Genomic DNA, 14,732 nt, shown 5'->3' on the forward strand with positions numbered 1-14,732 from the left:
CGCGTAAACGTTCAATCGCGGGGGTAGTCAGGGTTGGTCATTCTGACCTGACGCATTGAATGAAGGAGTTCTGTCAGTGGAATCCGCCATGGTTGCCCCGCGCATGGTTCCGTCCGTCGACCGACGCTCCGTGGCAAGGCTTTTTTCTCGCCTGCGCACACCGGACGGCCAAGCGAATCCATTGCCACACTACGCAGAACTCCGATCGATGGGAGATATTGTTCCGGCACCTTGGGGCGGCCATCTGGTGACCTCTTTCGGACTGTGTGATCACGTGTTGCGCAACAGGTCATGGCTGGTGCCGGACAGCGGCTGGCGGGCCAGACAGGGAGCGGCGACTCGCTGGATGGCCCCGTCTTCGCAGCAAATGGCCAGCACACTGCCCGGGCTCAATCCGCCGCACCACACGCGGGCCAGGCGGTCGGTGGGCAATATGTTCGACCGTAAGTCCCTGGACGGCATCAAGAATTCGGTCGAGCGCAGCACCGAAGAGTTGCTCGACCGGCTCGCGGAAAGTCTGAAGGACGGTGAGGCCGATTTCAGTGCCCTCGTCAGCGAAGAATTGCCGGTGATGACGATAGGGGAGTGGCTCGGTCTGCCGACCGCGGATTACCCGCTGCTGCGGTCACTCACCCACGATCAGGTATTCGCCCAGGAATTGCTGCCCTCGGCGAGTCAGCTCGCGCAGTCCGACGCCGCAACCCGGAATCTGCGGGACTACTTCATCGCCTTGGTGCGGCAACGCCGCCGTGCGCCCGGCGATGACCCGATCTCGTCGTGGATAAGGACCTGGGACGAACTCGAACCGCATCAGGACGCCGCGGACGAGTCCGTCTACCGACTCGCTCTGTTCGTGGTTCTGGCGGCGTTGGAGACCACCTCGAACCTGCTGTCCACCATGGTGTGGCTGATCGCCGAGCACCCCCGTCAGATGGGGTGGTTGCGTGCGTACCCCGAATACATACCGGGGGCCGTCGAAGAGGTGCTGCGCTACGACTCCCCGACGCATGTGGTGAGCCGGATCGCGGGCGAGGACACCACGCTCGCGGGCGTGCCCGTGGAGAAGGACCAGATGGTGCACCTCATGGTCGGCGCCGCCAACCACGATCCCGCCCACCACGTCGATCCCGCGGTCTTCGACGTCCGCCGCAAGGCCAGCCATCTCAGCTTCAGCGGCGGCATCCACTACTGCCTCGGTGCCGCGCTGGCCCGGCTGGAAGCGACGACTCTGCTGACCGGCGTGCTCAATCGGTTCCCCGCCCTGGAGTTGAGCCGTACGCCCGACTGGGCGCCGCGGGTGGCCTTCCGACGGCTCATGACGCTGCCCGTCGTCGAGTCCTGACAGCGCCGAGTAGGAAGAGTTCTGTGATCGATAACTTCAAGACCCTTGCTGTCACCCACCAGGGCCCCCTGCTCCACGTCCAGTTGAACAGCCCCGAGACCGGTAATGCGCTCTGTGAGCCGATGCTCGACGAACTCCTCACCGTACTGGGGGCGTTGAACGACCGGCCCGAGATACGGGTGCTGATCCTCTCCGGCGCGGGAGCGGATTTCTGCCTGGGCGGAGATCGCCAGGAGTTCGCGGAGTCCCTCGCCGCGGATCGCTCCGGAGCGGCCCTTCGTGTCATGGGGAACAAGGCACGGCGGGTGTGTGAAGCGCTGGCGTCCACCAGCACGGTCACCATCGCCCGGCTGCACGGGCGGGTGATCGGCGCGGGGATCGCGCTCGCGGTGTTCTGTGATCTGCGAGCCGGTGCGCACAGCTGCCGCTTCCGGCTGCCGGAGCTCGCGCTGGGCATGCCCCCCGCCTGGGGAGGCGTGCTGCCCCGACTGCTGAACGAGTCGGGCGCCGCCAGAATCCGCGAGTTGATCCTGACCGGGGAGAGCTTCGACGCGGCGAAGGCGGCAGAGCTCGCCCTCCTCCACAAGGCAGTTCCGGAGGACGAACTGGACGAGGTGATCGCACGGTGGACCAGACCGCTGGTCCGCAGGTCACCTGCGGCCCTGCGGACGGCCAAGGTGATGATGAACGCCTACGCGGGCGCCCACCGCCTGGCGGACGCCACCCTTTTCGACGCGGAGATGCTGACGTCGGTGCTGGCGGCCGCCGGATCGGAACGGCTCGGCTGACGTGGCGCCAGGGGAGGCGGCGCGGGCACGGGTGCCGTCCCGGACCAGGCTGCCCCGGACCTCGTCGGACCGCACCCTGTGCCGCTCGGGCGGCGGCCGGGCTCAGACCTCGGCGTCCGGCACGTCCTCCCGGTGCCGGGCCGCCAGCTCCCCGTACATCGTGGCGTTGACCGTGATGAGTTCGCGCTCCTCGGCGGTCAGCTCCCGCTTGACCTTCGCCGGCACCCCGGCGACCAGGGAGCCGGGCGGCACCTGCATGCCCTGGGGGACCAGCGCCTGCGCGGCGACCAGCGAGCCCGCGCCGATGTGCGCCCCGTTGAGGACCGTGGCGCCCATGCCGATCAGGACGTCGTCCTCGACGGTGCAGCCGTGCAGCACCGCGTTGTGGCCGACCGAGACCCGTGCGCCGACGGTGACCGGGAAGCCGGGATCGACATGCACCGTGCAGTTGTCCTGGATGTTGCTGTCGGCGCCGAGCACGATCGGGCCGCAGTCGGCCCGCAGCACCGCGTGGTACCAGACGCTGGAGCCGGCCGCCATGGAGACCTCGCCGAGCACGACGGACGTCGGGGCGGTGAACGCCGCCTGATCGACCTTCGGCTCCTTGCCGCCCACCGCTGAAATCAAGGCTCGTCCCGTCATCCTTCGCTCTCCTTGCCGTGCTGCGCCGCGCCCCCAGCACCGTAGACGACCGCGGCGGTGGCCGGCGGGGACGGCCACGGGTGGGGCGAAGATCACAGCCCGTCGCGCGGCCGGTGTCCCGGCGGGCTGAGTACGGTGTGCGGGTGCCGATAAACCAGAACGTGTTCTCATCCGTCGCGGCCTGGCGGCGCCGGGCCGTGTCGCGTGCCGTGCACCGCGGCGCGCGCTGGGTGAGGGAGGCCGCGGCCGTGACCGCCGGGCGCCCCGGTCCGTACCGCTTCCGCCGGATCGGCGCCGGCACCCGGCTCGCCTTCCCGCAGGGCACGGTCTTCGGTGCCCCCTGGATCGAGCTCGGCGAGCACTGCATCATCGCCCAGGACGTGACGCTGACGGCAGGCATGATGCCGGACCTCGATCTCGGCCCGGACCCGATCCTCACGCTGGGCAACGGCGTGGTGCTCGGGAGGGGAAGCCATGTGATCGCCGATGTCCGGCTCACGATCGGCGACGACTGCTTCTTCGGCCCCGGTGTGTACGTCACCACCACCAACCACAGCTACGACGACCCCGAGGTGCCGATCGGCAAGCAGTGGCCGCGCAGCGACCCGGTCACCATCGGCTCCGGCAGCTGGATCGGTACCGGGGCGGTGATCCTGCCCGGCGCGCGGCTGGGCCGGAACGTGGTGGTCGCGGCCGGCGCCGTGGTCCGCGGTGAGGTCCCCGACCATGCGGTGGTCGCCGGCGCACCCGCCAAGATCGTCCGCCGCTGGGACCCGCAGGAGGGCTGGCAGCCGCCGCTGCGCACGCCGGCGCCGGTGCCGATCCCCGAGGACGTCACCCCCGAGCAGCTGCGCGCGCTGAGCGCATGGCAGACGGAGGAGGCCGGGGAGGCGTACGAGGCGTCCTGACCGGTCGTCAGACGCGCTCGCGCCGCCGCCGTCCCCCGTCCCGGTCAGCTGCCGGAGGCGAGCAGCACCGTCCCGACCAGCGCGAGTGAGGCGCCGGCGGTCTGGATGGCCTGCAGCCGCTCCTTCAGGACGCCGAGTGCGGCGAGCGCGGTGACGACGGGGTAGAGGGAGGCGAGCACCGCCGCCATGGTGACCGGACCGTTCTGGGCGGCGATCGCATAGGTGCCGTTGGCGGCGACATCGGCGATCCCGACGAAGGCGAGGGCGGGCAGCGAGCCACGCAGGGCGGCCAGTCCGCCGTCGGGCAGCGCCGGGGTGCCGCGCCGCACCGAGGCGTACAGGGCGGCGCCACCGACGGCGACATTGCACACCCGCTGGACGAACAGAGCCAGGAAGAGCCCGGTCACGGTCGTGGACGCCTCGGAGATCAGCGCCATCACCGCGCCGAAGCCGAGCGCCGAGACCAGCGTCAGCACGATCGTCTGGCGGGCCACCGACGCGCCGCTGATCCGCGGGCCGCCGGCCAGCAGCACGCCGACCACGGCCACCACCATGCCGGCGGTCTGCAGCAGGCCCGGCCGCTCGCCCGCCACGATCCCGACGCCGAGCGGTACCAACACGGTGCCGATCGAGGCGAGCGGGGAGACCACGCCCATCGGGCCGAGCGCCAGGGCACGGTAGAAGCAGAGCATGGCGGCGGGCCCCACGACGCCCGCCCCGACCGCGAACCACAGCTGCGGTCCGGCCTCCCGCCAGCCGCCGGTGGCCACCACGATGGCACCCAGTACGAGGGCGGCCAGGGTCTGCGAGACCACGACGACGGTCAGCGCCTGCAGCCGTCGGGTGAGCAGTCCGCCGCCGAAGTCGGCGAGCCCCCACAGAAGGCTGGTGGCCAGGGCGAAGACCGCTGTCATGGTGAAACCTCGCAGTACAGTGAACCGGACGCTGAAGTACACCACACCGTAGTACAAGAAACTGAACTGCGGCATCGAATATATTCGCCCCCGACTTGGACGGACCCGTGACGGATCTCGACCAGCTCACCCAGTCGCTCGCCCGCAACCTCAAGCACTGGCGCGCCGAGCGCGGCTTCACCCTCGATGCGCTGGCGGCCCGTGCCGGCGTCAGCCGCGGCATGATCATCCAGATCGAGCAGGCCCGTACGAACCCGAGCGTGGGAACCACCGTCAAGATCGCCGACGCGCTCGGCGTCAGCATCACCACGCTCCTCGATTACGAGCAGGGCCCGCAGGTGCGCATCGTGGCCGCGGACGAGGCGGTCCGGCTCTGGTCCACCGAGGCCGGCAGCCACACCACGCTCCTGGTGGGTTCCGAGGCGCCCGGACCCTTCGAACTGTGGGACTGGCGGCTGATGCCCGGTGACCGCAGCGCCTCCGATCCGCACCCGCCCGGCACCGTCGAACTGCTGCAGGTCCGCAGCGGCACCCTGACGCTGGTCGTGGACGGCGTGGAGCACCGGGTGCCCGCCGGATCCGCGGCGTCGTTCGAGGCCAAGGTCCCGCATGCGTACCGCAATGACGGCGACGAGCCGATCGAGATGACGATGTCGGTGATCATCCCGCTCGCTCGCTGAGACGGTCCGCCGTCCGGCGGGCACGACTGTTAGCTTGGCGCGTATGCCCGTGCCGATGGATGCTTTTGACGAGGTCCGGCCCGCCGTCGAGTGCCTGGACCTGCTGGTCGGGCCGGTGGCCACCGCGCTGCGGAACTGGCGCGGTTCCGTGCCGGTCGAGGAGGTGCGCTACGTCGACACCGACCCGGCCATCGCGGACACCGCGCTGCTCGTCGAGCGCTACGGCCCCTGGCTGCTGGAGCAGTCGGCGAACTGTGTGGTGGTGGCCGGCAAGCGCGGTGGGGAGACCACCCTGGCCGCCTGCGTCGTCCTCTCGCACACCCGCGTCGACGTCAATGGTGTGGTGCGCCGTCAACTGGGCGCCCGCAAGGCGTCGTTCGCACCGATGGACAAGGCTGTCGGCGACAGCGGGATGGAATACGGCGGGATCACCCCCCTCGGCCTGCCCGCCGACTGGCCGCTCCTGGTGGACACCGCCGTCGCCGATACCCCGTACGCCCTGATCGGCAGCGGCAGCCGCCGCGGCAAGCTCATCCTGCCCGGCAAGGCACTGGCCGAACTCCCCGGCGCCACGCTCCTGGAGGGGCTGGGCACCGCCTGACGGGCGTCCGCCGGGACCCGCCGCCCTTGCGCTCGGGTTCCCGCCTTGCCGCTGCCCACGACTGCACCGCCACGCACGCAGGGCCCGCTGTCGCAGTCAGGTAGCGAGCGGGCTTCGTCGGCGGGAGGATGAGGAGGACGGCACGCACCGCGGATGCGGTGCAGACGGCGACGGCTGCTCCGTACCCTGCGGGAGACGCATGAGCACTGTTGAGCTCACGGTTCAGGCCACGATCTCGCTGGTCCTGCTGGTGGATCCGTTCATGCGGGGCATCTTCTTCCGCCTGCTCACGGAGAACGAGCCGGAGCGGCGGCGTGAGTACGTCGGCCGGATCATGGCGACGATCGGGGTGACGCTGGGCGTGGCGGCCCTGGTGGGCAAGGAGTTGCTCGATCTGGTCGGCATCAATCTGGGGGCGTTCGGGTTCGCCGGCGGTCTGGTGCTCGGCCTGATGGGATTCGAAATGCTCCTCGGCGGGGAACCCTCGCGGGCTCAGGGCGGTGCCCCGGCGCACGAGGTGCCCGAGCCGAAGTCGGCCGAGGACTCGATCGTGGTGCCTTACGCCATTCCCTTCATGGCGGGGCCGGGCGCCATCACCGCTGTCATCACGATCGCCTCGGCCGGCAGCGGCTGGTCCGGCCCGATCGCGGCGCTCATCGCGGTGGGCATCACCGTGGCGCTGATTCCGGTGGGGCACCTGTTCCTGGCCAACAGGGTGAACCTGTCTCCGCAGCGCGCGGCCCTGATGACGCGGTTCGGCGGGCTGTTCGTCGCCACGATCGGGATCCAGCTCATGCTCGGCGGGATCAAGACGTACTTCGGTATCGCATGAGGTCGGGACGCCGGCGGGGCCGGTCCCCCTCGGCCTGCCGGGTGCGCAGGTGGCGCTATCTGTGGGGGCCGGGCGTGGGTGGGCCGGGCGAAGGCCGGGTCCAACACGTCGATGTCCAGCGACACATACAAGTACTCCGGCCCGTCCAGCGCCTCGTCGGCACAACGGTGCGGCGCAGGGCGGCCCCTCAGCCCAGGCGGGGCAGCTCGATCGCCGGACAGCGGTCCATCACCATGTCGAGCCCGGAGTCGTGCACGCGGTTCCAGGCCGCCTCGTCGACCACCCCGAGCTGGAACCAGACGGCCTTCGCGCCGAGCGCCACCGCCTCGTCGGCTATGCCGCCCGCCAGCTCGCTGTTGACGAAGACATCGACCACATCGACCGGGAACGGGATCGCGGAGAGCGAGGCGTAGCCCTGCTCGCCATGGACGGTCTCGGCCTTCGGGTGCACCGGCACGATCCGCTTGCCGTAGCGCTGCAGCACCTGTGCGACGCCGTGCGCCGCGCGCTGTTCGTTGCTGGACAGGCCCACGACGGCCCAGGTGTCGCCGAGCTCGGTGAGGATCCTGCGGATCGTGGTGGGGTCGCCGTACACGCACTGCCTCCTGCGGATGGAAGGGTCCTGTGCGCTCAACGGACGGCGCCGCCCGGAGATTCCCGTTGCGAAGGACGCCGGATCGCGGACCGGACGGGCGTCCGCGCCGTCCGTACGGCAGACGCCCCGCCCGAAGGGGAAGACGGGCGGGGCGGGTCCTGTGGGCCGGCGGTTCAGTTCGCGCCGCGGGCCACTCCACTACTGGCCATCCCGGCACCGACCACGGTGCTGCCGTTCGCCGCACGGGCCGGCTTGCCGATCGCCCGGCCGCCGCTCACCGGCTCGGCCCCACCGGCTCCGATTCCTGGGCGCGAGGGCGTGGCCGGCGTGCGCGCCTCGTCCGCCGTGCCGGACGCCCCGGCCAGCGCCGCGCGCAGCTCCTCGGTGTCCACCAGCATGCTCACCGGGCCGGTCGGGTTGAGGTACAGCGCATGACCCGGCGGCAGCTGCTCGACGAGTGCGGCCACCGGCCGGCGGTCGTAGAGCAGCCGGCCCACCGATTCGAGATAGCTCTGCGAGGTGTAGACCGGGATCACCGGAGTGCCCTCGGGAGAGGCGGCGGCCAGCGGTGAACCGGTCGCGGTGACCAGCACGGAGACCTCCGCGCGTGCCAGCGCCTCGGAGACGTCCTGCCCCGGGCCGTAGCCGGTCGCGGCGAGCTGCACGGCGCAGTCGACCGCATCGGTCGGCTCCGGCCAGTCCAGCATCTGCGGTGACGGCCGGTACTCGGGGTTGTCCCGCCACTCCTCGATCTCCCCCGTCGGGCCCGAGCGCCACTGCCCGATCAGCGACCACAGGGGCGGTGGCCCCTCTCCCTGCCAGGTCAGATCGACCATGGCCAACCAGTGATCGGGCGCATTGCGTGCCGCCTCGATGACCTCCGGCGGGGGCTCGGGCATCTCCTGGCCTGTCACGGGAACGCCCGCCGTCATCGCCGCCTGTGTGCTTTCTTCCATGCCGCCCTCCGCCAACCCGCCGTTCCTACGTGTACGAGCGGGGCCCCGGAAACACGAGGCTCTCGCACTGGCTTCACAGTGCCCACGGTGCGGCGCGGACGTCTCCCCGACGCACCGTGCGGACGGGGTGGGTACGCCGCCTGGCCGTGCGGTCTGCGCCCGTCCGGCGGACCCGCGCGCCCTTACGGCGGACACCCCCGCGCGGCGCGGACCGCCGACCGGCCGGTGTCCGCAGGTCACAGCGGCCGCATAGGCTGGTCCGATGCAGGAGCAGTACCGCACGCTCGCGCACGAGGGCGTCCATGAGATCGAGATCAACAAGTCCCGCTTCCTCTGTGCGCTCGCGCCCGTGGCGACCGAGGCCGAGGCCCAGGACTTCATCGCGCGCATCCGCAAGGAGCACCCCACCGCCCGCCACCACTGCTTCGCCTACGTCCTGGGCGCCGACGGCAGCATCCAGAAGGCCAGCGACGACGGGGAGCCGGGCGGCACCGCGGGCGTACCCATGCTGCAGATGCTGGTGCGCCGCGAGGTCCGTTACGTGGTCGCTGTCGTCACCCGCTACTTCGGCGGCGTCAAGCTCGGCGCCGGCGGCCTGATTCGCGCCTACGGAGGCGTCGTCGGCGAGGCGCTGGACGCGCTGGGGACGGTCACCCGGCAGCGTTTCCGGCTGGTGACGATCACCGTCGACCACCAGCGGGCGGGCCGGGTGGAGAACGATCTGCGCACGACGGGCCGGGCGGTGCGCGAGGTGACGTACGGGGCGGAGGTACGCATCGAGGTCGGGGTGCCGGAGGCGGATCTGGCGGCCTTCCGCGCCTGGCTCGCGGACACCACCGCCGGCACGGCGCGGCTGGAGCTCGGCGGCGAGGCGTACGGGGAGGTCTGACGGGCCGGAGCGGTGCGGTGGGCGGGAGGCGGCCGGGCTCGGCACTGGGGCCGCCGTCGAGCGCCGGGCCGGGATGGCGGGGGGAGTGCGCGGACCGCGCCGGAAAGTTCCGTCCGGGCCAATGCGCCGGTGCGGCGATCGTGTCAGCCTGTGGCCCGGCGAGAAGGGACCACCGACCGGCGTGCGCGCCGGCGAGAGAAAGGTCTGCCGCATGGCCGAACTCCTCGATGAGCGGGTGGGATTCGTCCGGCGTATCGGCCTGTTCCAGGCCACCGCCCTCAACATGAGCCAGATGTGCGGCATCGGACCGTTCGTGACCATCCCGCTGATGGTCGCGGCCTTCGGTGGGCCGCAGGCCGTGACCGGGTTCCTCGCGGGCGCGGTGCTGGCGCTCGCCGACGGGCTGATCTGGGCCGAGCTGGGAGCCTCGCTGCCCGGTGCCGGCGGCAGCTATGTCTATCTGCGGCAGGCCTTCCAGTACCGCACCGGCAAGCTGATGCCGTTTCTGTTCGTCTGGACGGCCATGCTCTTCATCCCCCTCGGGATGTCCACGGGCGTGATCGGCTTCGTCCAGTACCTCGGCTATCTGTGGCCAAAGATGAGCCCGGGGCAAGGTGACCTCGTCGGACTCGCCGTCACCGTCGGCGTCGTCGTGCTGCTGTGGCGGCGGGTGGAGAACATCGCCCGGCTCACCGTCGTCCTGTGGACGGTGATGATCGCCTCGGTCGTCCTGGTCATCGCCGCCGCCTTCACCCACTTCAGCCCGGAGCGGGCCTTCACCTATCCCGCGCACGCCTTCGAGCTGACGGCCAGTCACTTCTGGACCGGCTTCGCGGCCGGCCTGACGATCGGCATCTACGACTACCTCGGCTACAACACCGTCGCCTATATGGGCGCCGAGATCAGACGGCCCGGCCGTACCATTCCGCGCGCCATCATCCAGTCGATCCTCGGCATCATGGCGATCTATCTGCTGCTGCAGATCGGCACCCTCGGAGTCATCGACTGGAAGGACATGCTCGACCCGCACAGCACCGCGTCCTCGTCCGTCGCCTCCGCCGTGCTGGAGAAGGCCTGGGGCAGGGGCGCCGCCGACGCCGTCACGGTGCTCATCCTCCTCACCGCCGTCGCCTCCGTCTTCACCGGACTCCTCGGCGGCTCCCGGGTCCCCTACGACGCCGCCCGCGACCGGGTCTTCTTCCGCCCGTACGGCACGCTCCACCCCCGGCACCGCTTCCCGGTGCTGGGCCTGCTCACCATGGGCGGGGTGATGGCCGCGGGCTTTCTGCTCGGCCGGCACACGGACCTGGCCACCATCATCCAGCTGCTGACCACCGTCATGGTGCTCGTGCAGGCGCTGGCCCAGGTCGCCGCGGTGACCGTGCTGCGCCGCCGCCAGCCGGGGCTCCGCCGGCCCTATCGGATATGGCTCCATCCGCTGCCGAGCGTCGTCGCACTGCTCGGCTGGCTGGTCATCTACGGCTACGCGGACCGCAACTCGCCCGGCAGACACCCCATCGAGTGGTCGCTGGCCTGGGTGGGCGCGGGCGTGGTGGCCTTCCTGGCCTGGGCCCGGCACGAGAAGGAGTGGCCCTTCGGACCGAAGCGGATCAGTGCGGAGTATCTGGGCGGGGTGGGTTCGGACACGGTGCGGCCCGGGGGCGAGGAGGGTGGCCGGGGCGTGGGGGGAGGATCGGTCGGGGCCGTGGGCTGAGCTGCCCGCGGGGTCGAGTCCCCGCTCCTTCGATCCGTTGCGGCGCCTCGATGTCAGACCTGCCAGCTGTGCGGCGCCCGGAAGCCAGGGGTGCGCTCCAGTCGGCGCCAGCCGGCCGTGGAGCGGCGGCGGGACGGGGCCGGCTCGGGCCGGGCCGCGGCGCGGGCCATCAGGAGCGCGGTGAGCGCGGCGAGTTCCTCGGGGCCGGCCCGGCCCTTCTCGACCCGTAGGAGAGAGGTCTCGGCAGGAGCGACGTCGGCGTCTCGCCGGCCCGTCCGCGGCGGCCGCCGGTCCGAGTCCCCTCCAACGGGGAGCCGCGCGGTGCGCCGGGCACCGCCAACTGCCTTACGTGCGATGCCCGTTGCCCGGTACGGGCTCAGATGTCGAGATCCGCGTACAGCGCACCGTGGTCGGATGCCTCGGTGTCCTTCCCGGTCACGGTCGGGAACGACTTGAACGTGTGCGGTGCGAACACACCGCGCCGCTCGACGTCCACCGCCTGCACCCGCTTGAACAGGCCCGGCGAGAACATCAGGTAGTCGATCTTCTGCTTGAGCGACTGGCCCGTCTCATACGTGCCGGGCTCTCCCGTGTAGCTGCTGTGCGACATCGCGTCCTGCAGGCCCGTGTCCAGGAGCGTCTGCAGCGGCACGCTGTCCGGGGTGTCGTTGAGATCTCCGGCGACCACGACGTGCGCGGAGCGCTTGCGGGCCTCCTCGTAGATCTGTGCGACCCGCTTGGCCTGCGCCTTTCGTCTGTTGGCGCTGTCGGTGGGGTTGCCGAACCCCTTGCTCTTGAAGTGGTTGCCCAGGATCCACAGCCGCTTGCCGCCTTCGAGCTCGATCTCGAACTCCGGGCAGTCCCGGCTGAAGACGGGCCGGCCGGTCTTGGGGTCGGGATCGAAGATGTGCGACCGAATGGCGGTGATGGGACGGCGGCTGAACAGTCCGACGTCGATGCCGCGGCTGTCGTTGCCGTCGATCAGCATGTTGAACGGGTACCGCTTCTTCGGGCCCATCTGATCGGTCAGCACCTGCTCGTTGAAGCGCTCCAGGGTGAGCCGGTCCTCGACCTCGACCGTGAGCAGCACATCGGCGTCGACCTCGGCGATCACCCGGCCGGTGTTCTGGACGGAGTCACGGTTGATGTCATCTGGGATGAGCTCGGCCCAACCGACCCACTTTGCCCGCCCATCGGCGACGATCTCCAGGGTGCCGCCTTGCTTGACGGAGAAGAGTTTGGCGCCTCCGCGGGTCTCGTTCACCAAGAACGGCCGCGTCTTCGACTGGTTGTTGGGGACGTCGTACTTCTTGAGTATCGCGGCGATGGCCTTCTTGTCCGCGGTCGTGTACGTCGCGTGATCGAGGAGGGAGACCAGGGTCGCGAAGTCCTCCAGGGTCTTGCGGCGCTTCTCCTCGTCGGCCAAGGCGAAAACACGGGGCCGCCGGAAGAGGTTCTCGGTGTTGAAGGTGGCGATACGGATGGTCATGGCGCCTCCTCACGCGGCGCGGGTCTACCCAGCCGACGGAACAGGCGCCGCCGAGTCGCTGCTCGCCGACACTGTCAATTGTCCGAGGGTGGGCGGTTCCTGTCCAACGCAGCGGGGGCGCCGCAGACACGATGTGCTGCGGCCGTGGGGCGGTGTGGTCGGTACGCGTCCTGCGCGTCAACCGGCCCTTCTGCTCAAGGCGTCGAAGTCGCGGCCGACCGCGTGGTCGACCGCCGGGCCGGCCCCCGACGGCACGGCGTTCCTGTAGCGACGTGGGCCAACCGGCGTGATGATGGGGGAAAGAGACCTGAGTGGCAACAGGTCGCCCTGCGACCGGAGAGCGGCGATCCGCCGGCGTGACGTGGGTATGAAAAAAGACGACACGTGGACGTGCGAAAACTGCAACAGTCAGGAACCGGGCGACAACATTCGGTGCAGCCGCTGCGAGCTGCTCAGGCCTGGCTACGAAGAACCGCCCCCCGAACCGCCCCCGCCCCCGAAGCCGCCGCCCGAGACATGGACAGCCCCGGGCCCCGTCCCCCATGAACCACCACGTCCCCCCGAACGCTATGTCGAGTACAGAGCGGGGGAATCGTGGCCCGGGACCGTCGAGGGCGTGGCGCGGGGGGTACAGCTGCGGACGGAGATGCAGGGCGGCACGGAGAACAGGGGCGTCAGTACCACCGTCGTGTGCACCTTCCGGATCGAGGTGCAGGACGCGACGGGCGCCCCGGTGGGTCTGGTGCCCGTGGAGATGCGGGGGTATTCCTTCGAGGGCTCCGTGGGCGACGGCGACCGGGTGCGGGCGACGGGCCGGGTCAAGCGCGGCACGCTCCGCGTCAAAGAGCTGCTCAACCTGACGACCGGCGCCGAGGTCAGCGCGAAGACCACGCCGGTGGCCGTGGTCGTCATCTTCGTTCTGATCTTCATCGGCTTCATGATCTTCGTCATCGTCATGATGTCGCAGGGATGAGCCGCGCCGACTAGCGGCGACGCGGAAGGGGCACCCGCAGATCCACCATCTGGTAGTCGCCCGCCGCGAAGGGCTGCACCACCGCGAGCGGTGCGTAGTGGTAGGCGACGCCGCGCGGGGGCCGCGATCGTGGCTGCCCGTCCTGGTCGGTGGGCCACTCCACGCCACCCGAGAGCACCCTCGCCGGGATCAGCCAGTAGGCGCCGCGTCGATAGGTGCGGGGCCGCTCGGTACTCGGTTCGAAGCGGATCTCGATCCCGGCCTCCAGCCGCAGCCACTCGCCCTCCTTCAGGGTGCGCGGTGTCGGTTCGCCCCCGGCGTCGTCGCCGCTCGTCCACTCGGTCCCGCCGTGGTCCCAGCGCCGCAGGAACGGGTGGAGTCCGGGCACCCGTCCACCCGTGGGGTGGTGCGGGTCATCGGCCGGGTCGGCGTCCAGCACCACCCGGTACGCCGCGTGGTCGATCTCCTGGACGGTGTACAACCGCGGAGCCCTCTCGTCGAGCCGGTCCGACGCGCCCCGGTACACGGACGCATCGTCGACGAGCTCTACCCGGGCCCCGACCTCGATGCCGAGCTTGTCGTCGCGCCCCAGCGTTTCCAGCTCCACCGAGGGGCCGTGCACCGCTCTGATCGGCAAGGTGACCGAGCCGTTCTCCCGGGACCACTTGAAGGTCGCGGTCTCCGCGGTCCCGCCCTGATGCACCTCCACCCGGTACAGCTGGTTCTCGGGCCCCCGGTAGCCGGAGGACGGCGAGAGGTGGCTGGGGGAGGCGTCGTCCTCCGGGCGCCGGGCCCGGGCCGCGAGCAGCCCGCGGGGCTCGAACATCCTGCTGATGCGGTCCCGCAGATAGCGGGTGCCGGTTTTCATGTCGGGCATGTACTCGTTCTCCTCCAGCGGAAGCCAGCACACCTGCCACATCACCCGGGTCCGCGCGGTCGTGTCCGGACTGTGCGGCCCGAGGGCGACCTCCCGGATGCGGGGCGCCTCCACGGCGGTGACCAGCCGCTCCCACACCCGCAGGTACGCCAGGAAGGGCTGCTGCGGCAGCCGGTCGCCGTCGCGGTCGGGGTCGAGGTGGTGGTGGGGTTGGCTCAAGTATTCGGCGCCGTCGCACTCGCACAGGATGCCGTCGACGTACATCCGGCCGGAGCCCAGCGTGAAGTTCTTCCCGTCGAAGGCGTCCACGCCGAACCCGCCGGGGCGATCCTCGTCCTCGTCCGGCGGGTACGTGGCGGGGCCCAGCAGATCCACGACCAGGGTGCGCAGGAAGTACTGGAGGATGGCCGCCTGTTCGTTGATGTCGGCGTCGAGCTGGACCCGGCCCTGCTGAGCCAGGACCGCCGAGAACCGCTGGGCGGGGTCGAAGGTGACGCGTGAGAAGTCGCCGTGCATGGTGGGCTCCGAGAGA

At 70.6% G+C, this 14,732-nt stretch carries 16 protein-coding genes; 9 read left to right on the forward strand and 7 right to left on the reverse strand.

Annotation, left to right across the window (positions count from 1 at the left end):
- Positions 1-103: 103 nt before the first annotated feature.
- Both BKA18_RS33565 and BKA18_RS33570 read left to right on the forward strand, forming a co-directional pair.
- Entirely contained in the window at positions 104-1,342 is a 1,239-nt protein-coding gene (locus BKA18_RS33565; RefSeq protein ID WP_040899572.1) for a cytochrome P450, read from the forward strand.
- A 23-nt stretch (positions 1,343-1,365) separates the two neighbouring features.
- A complete protein-coding gene (locus tag BKA18_RS33570; RefSeq protein WP_006601654.1) occupies positions 1,366-2,130 on the forward strand; it encodes an enoyl-CoA hydratase/isomerase family protein in 765 nt (254 codons plus the stop codon).
- Positions 2,131-2,232: 102 nt separating this feature from the next.
- On the opposite strand, the gene BKA18_RS33575 is transcribed toward BKA18_RS33570, so the two are convergent.
- Positions 2,233-2,772: a gamma carbonic anhydrase family protein gene (locus BKA18_RS33575; protein ID WP_235448634.1), complete on the reverse strand. Its 540-nt coding sequence runs from the start codon at positions 2,770-2,772 to the stop codon at positions 2,233-2,235.
- A 143-nt stretch (positions 2,773-2,915) separates the two neighbouring features.
- On the opposite strand from BKA18_RS33575, the gene BKA18_RS33580 reads away from it, so the two are divergent.
- Positions 2,916-3,680: an acyltransferase gene (locus tag BKA18_RS33580; protein WP_366047244.1), complete on the forward strand. Its 765-nt coding sequence runs from the start codon at positions 2,916-2,918 to the stop codon at positions 3,678-3,680.
- A gap of 44 nt (positions 3,681-3,724) precedes the next feature.
- Here BKA18_RS33580 and BKA18_RS33585 read toward each other — a convergent pair whose 3' ends face one another.
- Positions 3,725-4,594 (reverse strand): DMT family transporter, encoded by an 870-nt coding sequence (locus BKA18_RS33585; RefSeq protein WP_040899570.1) that lies wholly within the window; start codon positions 4,592-4,594, stop codon positions 3,725-3,727.
- A gap of 107 nt (positions 4,595-4,701) precedes the next feature.
- Here BKA18_RS33585 and BKA18_RS33590 point away from each other — a divergent pair, with 107 nt between their 5' ends.
- The 3 genes from BKA18_RS33590 (at position 4,702) to BKA18_RS33600 (ending at position 6,707) form a co-directional block, all read left to right on the forward strand.
- Positions 4,702-5,274: a helix-turn-helix domain-containing protein gene (locus BKA18_RS33590; protein WP_366047245.1), complete on the forward strand. Its 573-nt coding sequence runs from the start codon at positions 4,702-4,704 to the stop codon at positions 5,272-5,274.
- 43 nt (positions 5,275-5,317) lie between these two features.
- Positions 5,318-5,875 carry a YbaK/EbsC family protein gene (locus tag BKA18_RS33595; RefSeq protein WP_366047246.1) on the forward strand — a complete coding sequence of 186 codons (558 nt, stop codon included), beginning with the start codon at positions 5,318-5,320 and terminating at the stop codon, positions 5,873-5,875.
- Positions 5,876-6,074: 199 nt separating this feature from the next.
- Positions 6,075-6,707, forward strand: a complete 633-nt coding sequence (locus tag BKA18_RS33600; RefSeq protein WP_366047247.1) for a MarC family protein — start codon at positions 6,075-6,077, stop codon at positions 6,705-6,707.
- Between the two features lie 187 nt (positions 6,708-6,894).
- On the opposite strand, the gene BKA18_RS33605 is transcribed toward BKA18_RS33600, so the two are convergent.
- Together BKA18_RS33605 and BKA18_RS33610 are read right to left on the reverse strand one after the other, a co-directional pair.
- Positions 6,895-7,302, reverse strand: a complete 408-nt coding sequence (locus BKA18_RS33605; protein WP_366047248.1) for a CoA-binding protein — start codon at positions 7,300-7,302, stop codon at positions 6,895-6,897.
- 173 nt (positions 7,303-7,475) lie between these two features.
- Entirely contained in the window at positions 7,476-8,258 is a 783-nt protein-coding gene (locus BKA18_RS33610) for a type VII secretion system-associated protein (RefSeq protein WP_366047249.1), read from the reverse strand.
- 262 nt (positions 8,259-8,520) lie between these two features.
- On the opposite strand from BKA18_RS33610, the gene BKA18_RS33615 reads away from it, so the two are divergent.
- Positions 8,521-9,147 (forward strand): YigZ family protein, encoded by a 627-nt coding sequence (locus BKA18_RS33615; RefSeq protein ID WP_366047250.1) that lies wholly within the window; start codon positions 8,521-8,523, stop codon positions 9,145-9,147.
- Positions 9,148-9,358: 211 nt separating this feature from the next.
- Entirely contained in the window at positions 9,359-10,861 is a 1,503-nt protein-coding gene (locus tag BKA18_RS33620) for an APC family permease (RefSeq protein WP_366047251.1), read from the forward strand.
- Positions 10,862-10,914: 53 nt separating this feature from the next.
- Here the strand turns inward: BKA18_RS33620 and BKA18_RS33625 are convergent, their stop codons facing one another.
- Positions 10,915-11,217 carry an acyl-CoA carboxylase epsilon subunit gene (locus tag BKA18_RS33625; protein WP_429638789.1) on the reverse strand — a complete coding sequence of 101 codons (303 nt, stop codon included), beginning with the start codon at positions 11,215-11,217 and terminating at the stop codon, positions 10,915-10,917.
- Between the two features lie 20 nt (positions 11,218-11,237).
- Positions 11,238-12,350 (reverse strand): endonuclease/exonuclease/phosphatase family protein, encoded by a 1,113-nt coding sequence (locus BKA18_RS33630; protein ID WP_006601643.1) that lies wholly within the window; start codon positions 12,348-12,350, stop codon positions 11,238-11,240.
- A 616-nt stretch (positions 12,351-12,966) separates the two neighbouring features.
- Here BKA18_RS33630 and BKA18_RS33635 point away from each other — a divergent pair.
- A complete protein-coding gene (locus BKA18_RS33635) occupies positions 12,967-13,323 on the forward strand; it encodes a hypothetical protein (RefSeq protein WP_366047252.1) in 357 nt (118 codons plus the stop codon).
- Between the two features lie 10 nt (positions 13,324-13,333).
- Here BKA18_RS33635 and BKA18_RS33640 read toward each other — a convergent pair whose 3' ends face one another.
- Positions 13,334-14,716 carry a DUF6519 domain-containing protein gene (locus BKA18_RS33640; protein ID WP_366047253.1) on the reverse strand — a complete coding sequence of 461 codons (1,383 nt, stop codon included), beginning with the start codon at positions 14,714-14,716 and terminating at the stop codon, positions 13,334-13,336.
- Between the last annotated feature and the right edge of the window lie 16 nt (positions 14,717-14,732).

This window comes from Streptomyces auratus, assembly GCF_050433025.1.
Taxonomy (GTDB): domain Bacteria; phylum Actinomycetota; class Actinomycetes; order Streptomycetales; family Streptomycetaceae; genus Streptomyces; species Streptomyces sioyaensis.

What these genes read in the sequence shown, in the direction of transcription:
- BKA18_RS33565 (WP_040899572.1), top strand. Translation starts at nt 104, where the DNA reads ATGGTTCCGTCCGTCGACCGACGCTCCGTGGCAAGGCTTTTTTCTCGC.
- BKA18_RS33575 (WP_235448634.1), bottom strand. Translation starts at nt 2,772, where the DNA reads ATGACGGGACGAGCCTTGATTTCAGCGGTGGGCGGCAAGGAGCCGAAG.
- BKA18_RS33585 (WP_040899570.1), bottom strand. Translation starts at nt 4,594, where the DNA reads ATGACAGCGGTCTTCGCCCTGGCCACCAGCCTTCTGTGGGGGCTCGCC.
- BKA18_RS33595 (WP_366047246.1), top strand. Translation starts at nt 5,318, where the DNA reads ATGCCCGTGCCGATGGATGCTTTTGACGAGGTCCGGCCCGCCGTCGAG.
- BKA18_RS33600 (WP_366047247.1), top strand. Translation starts at nt 6,075, where the DNA reads ATGAGCACTGTTGAGCTCACGGTTCAGGCCACGATCTCGCTGGTCCTG.
- BKA18_RS33610 (WP_366047249.1), bottom strand. Translation starts at nt 8,258, where the DNA reads ATGGAAGAAAGCACACAGGCGGCGATGACGGCGGGCGTTCCCGTGACA.
- BKA18_RS33615 (WP_366047250.1), top strand. Translation starts at nt 8,521, where the DNA reads ATGCAGGAGCAGTACCGCACGCTCGCGCACGAGGGCGTCCATGAGATC.
- BKA18_RS33620 (WP_366047251.1), top strand. Translation starts at nt 9,359, where the DNA reads ATGGCCGAACTCCTCGATGAGCGGGTGGGATTCGTCCGGCGTATCGGC.
- BKA18_RS33630 (WP_006601643.1), bottom strand. Translation starts at nt 12,350, where the DNA reads ATGACCATCCGTATCGCCACCTTCAACACCGAGAACCTCTTCCGGCGG.
- BKA18_RS33640 (WP_366047253.1), bottom strand. Translation starts at nt 14,716, where the DNA reads ATGCACGGCGACTTCTCACGCGTCACCTTCGACCCCGCCCAGCGGTTC.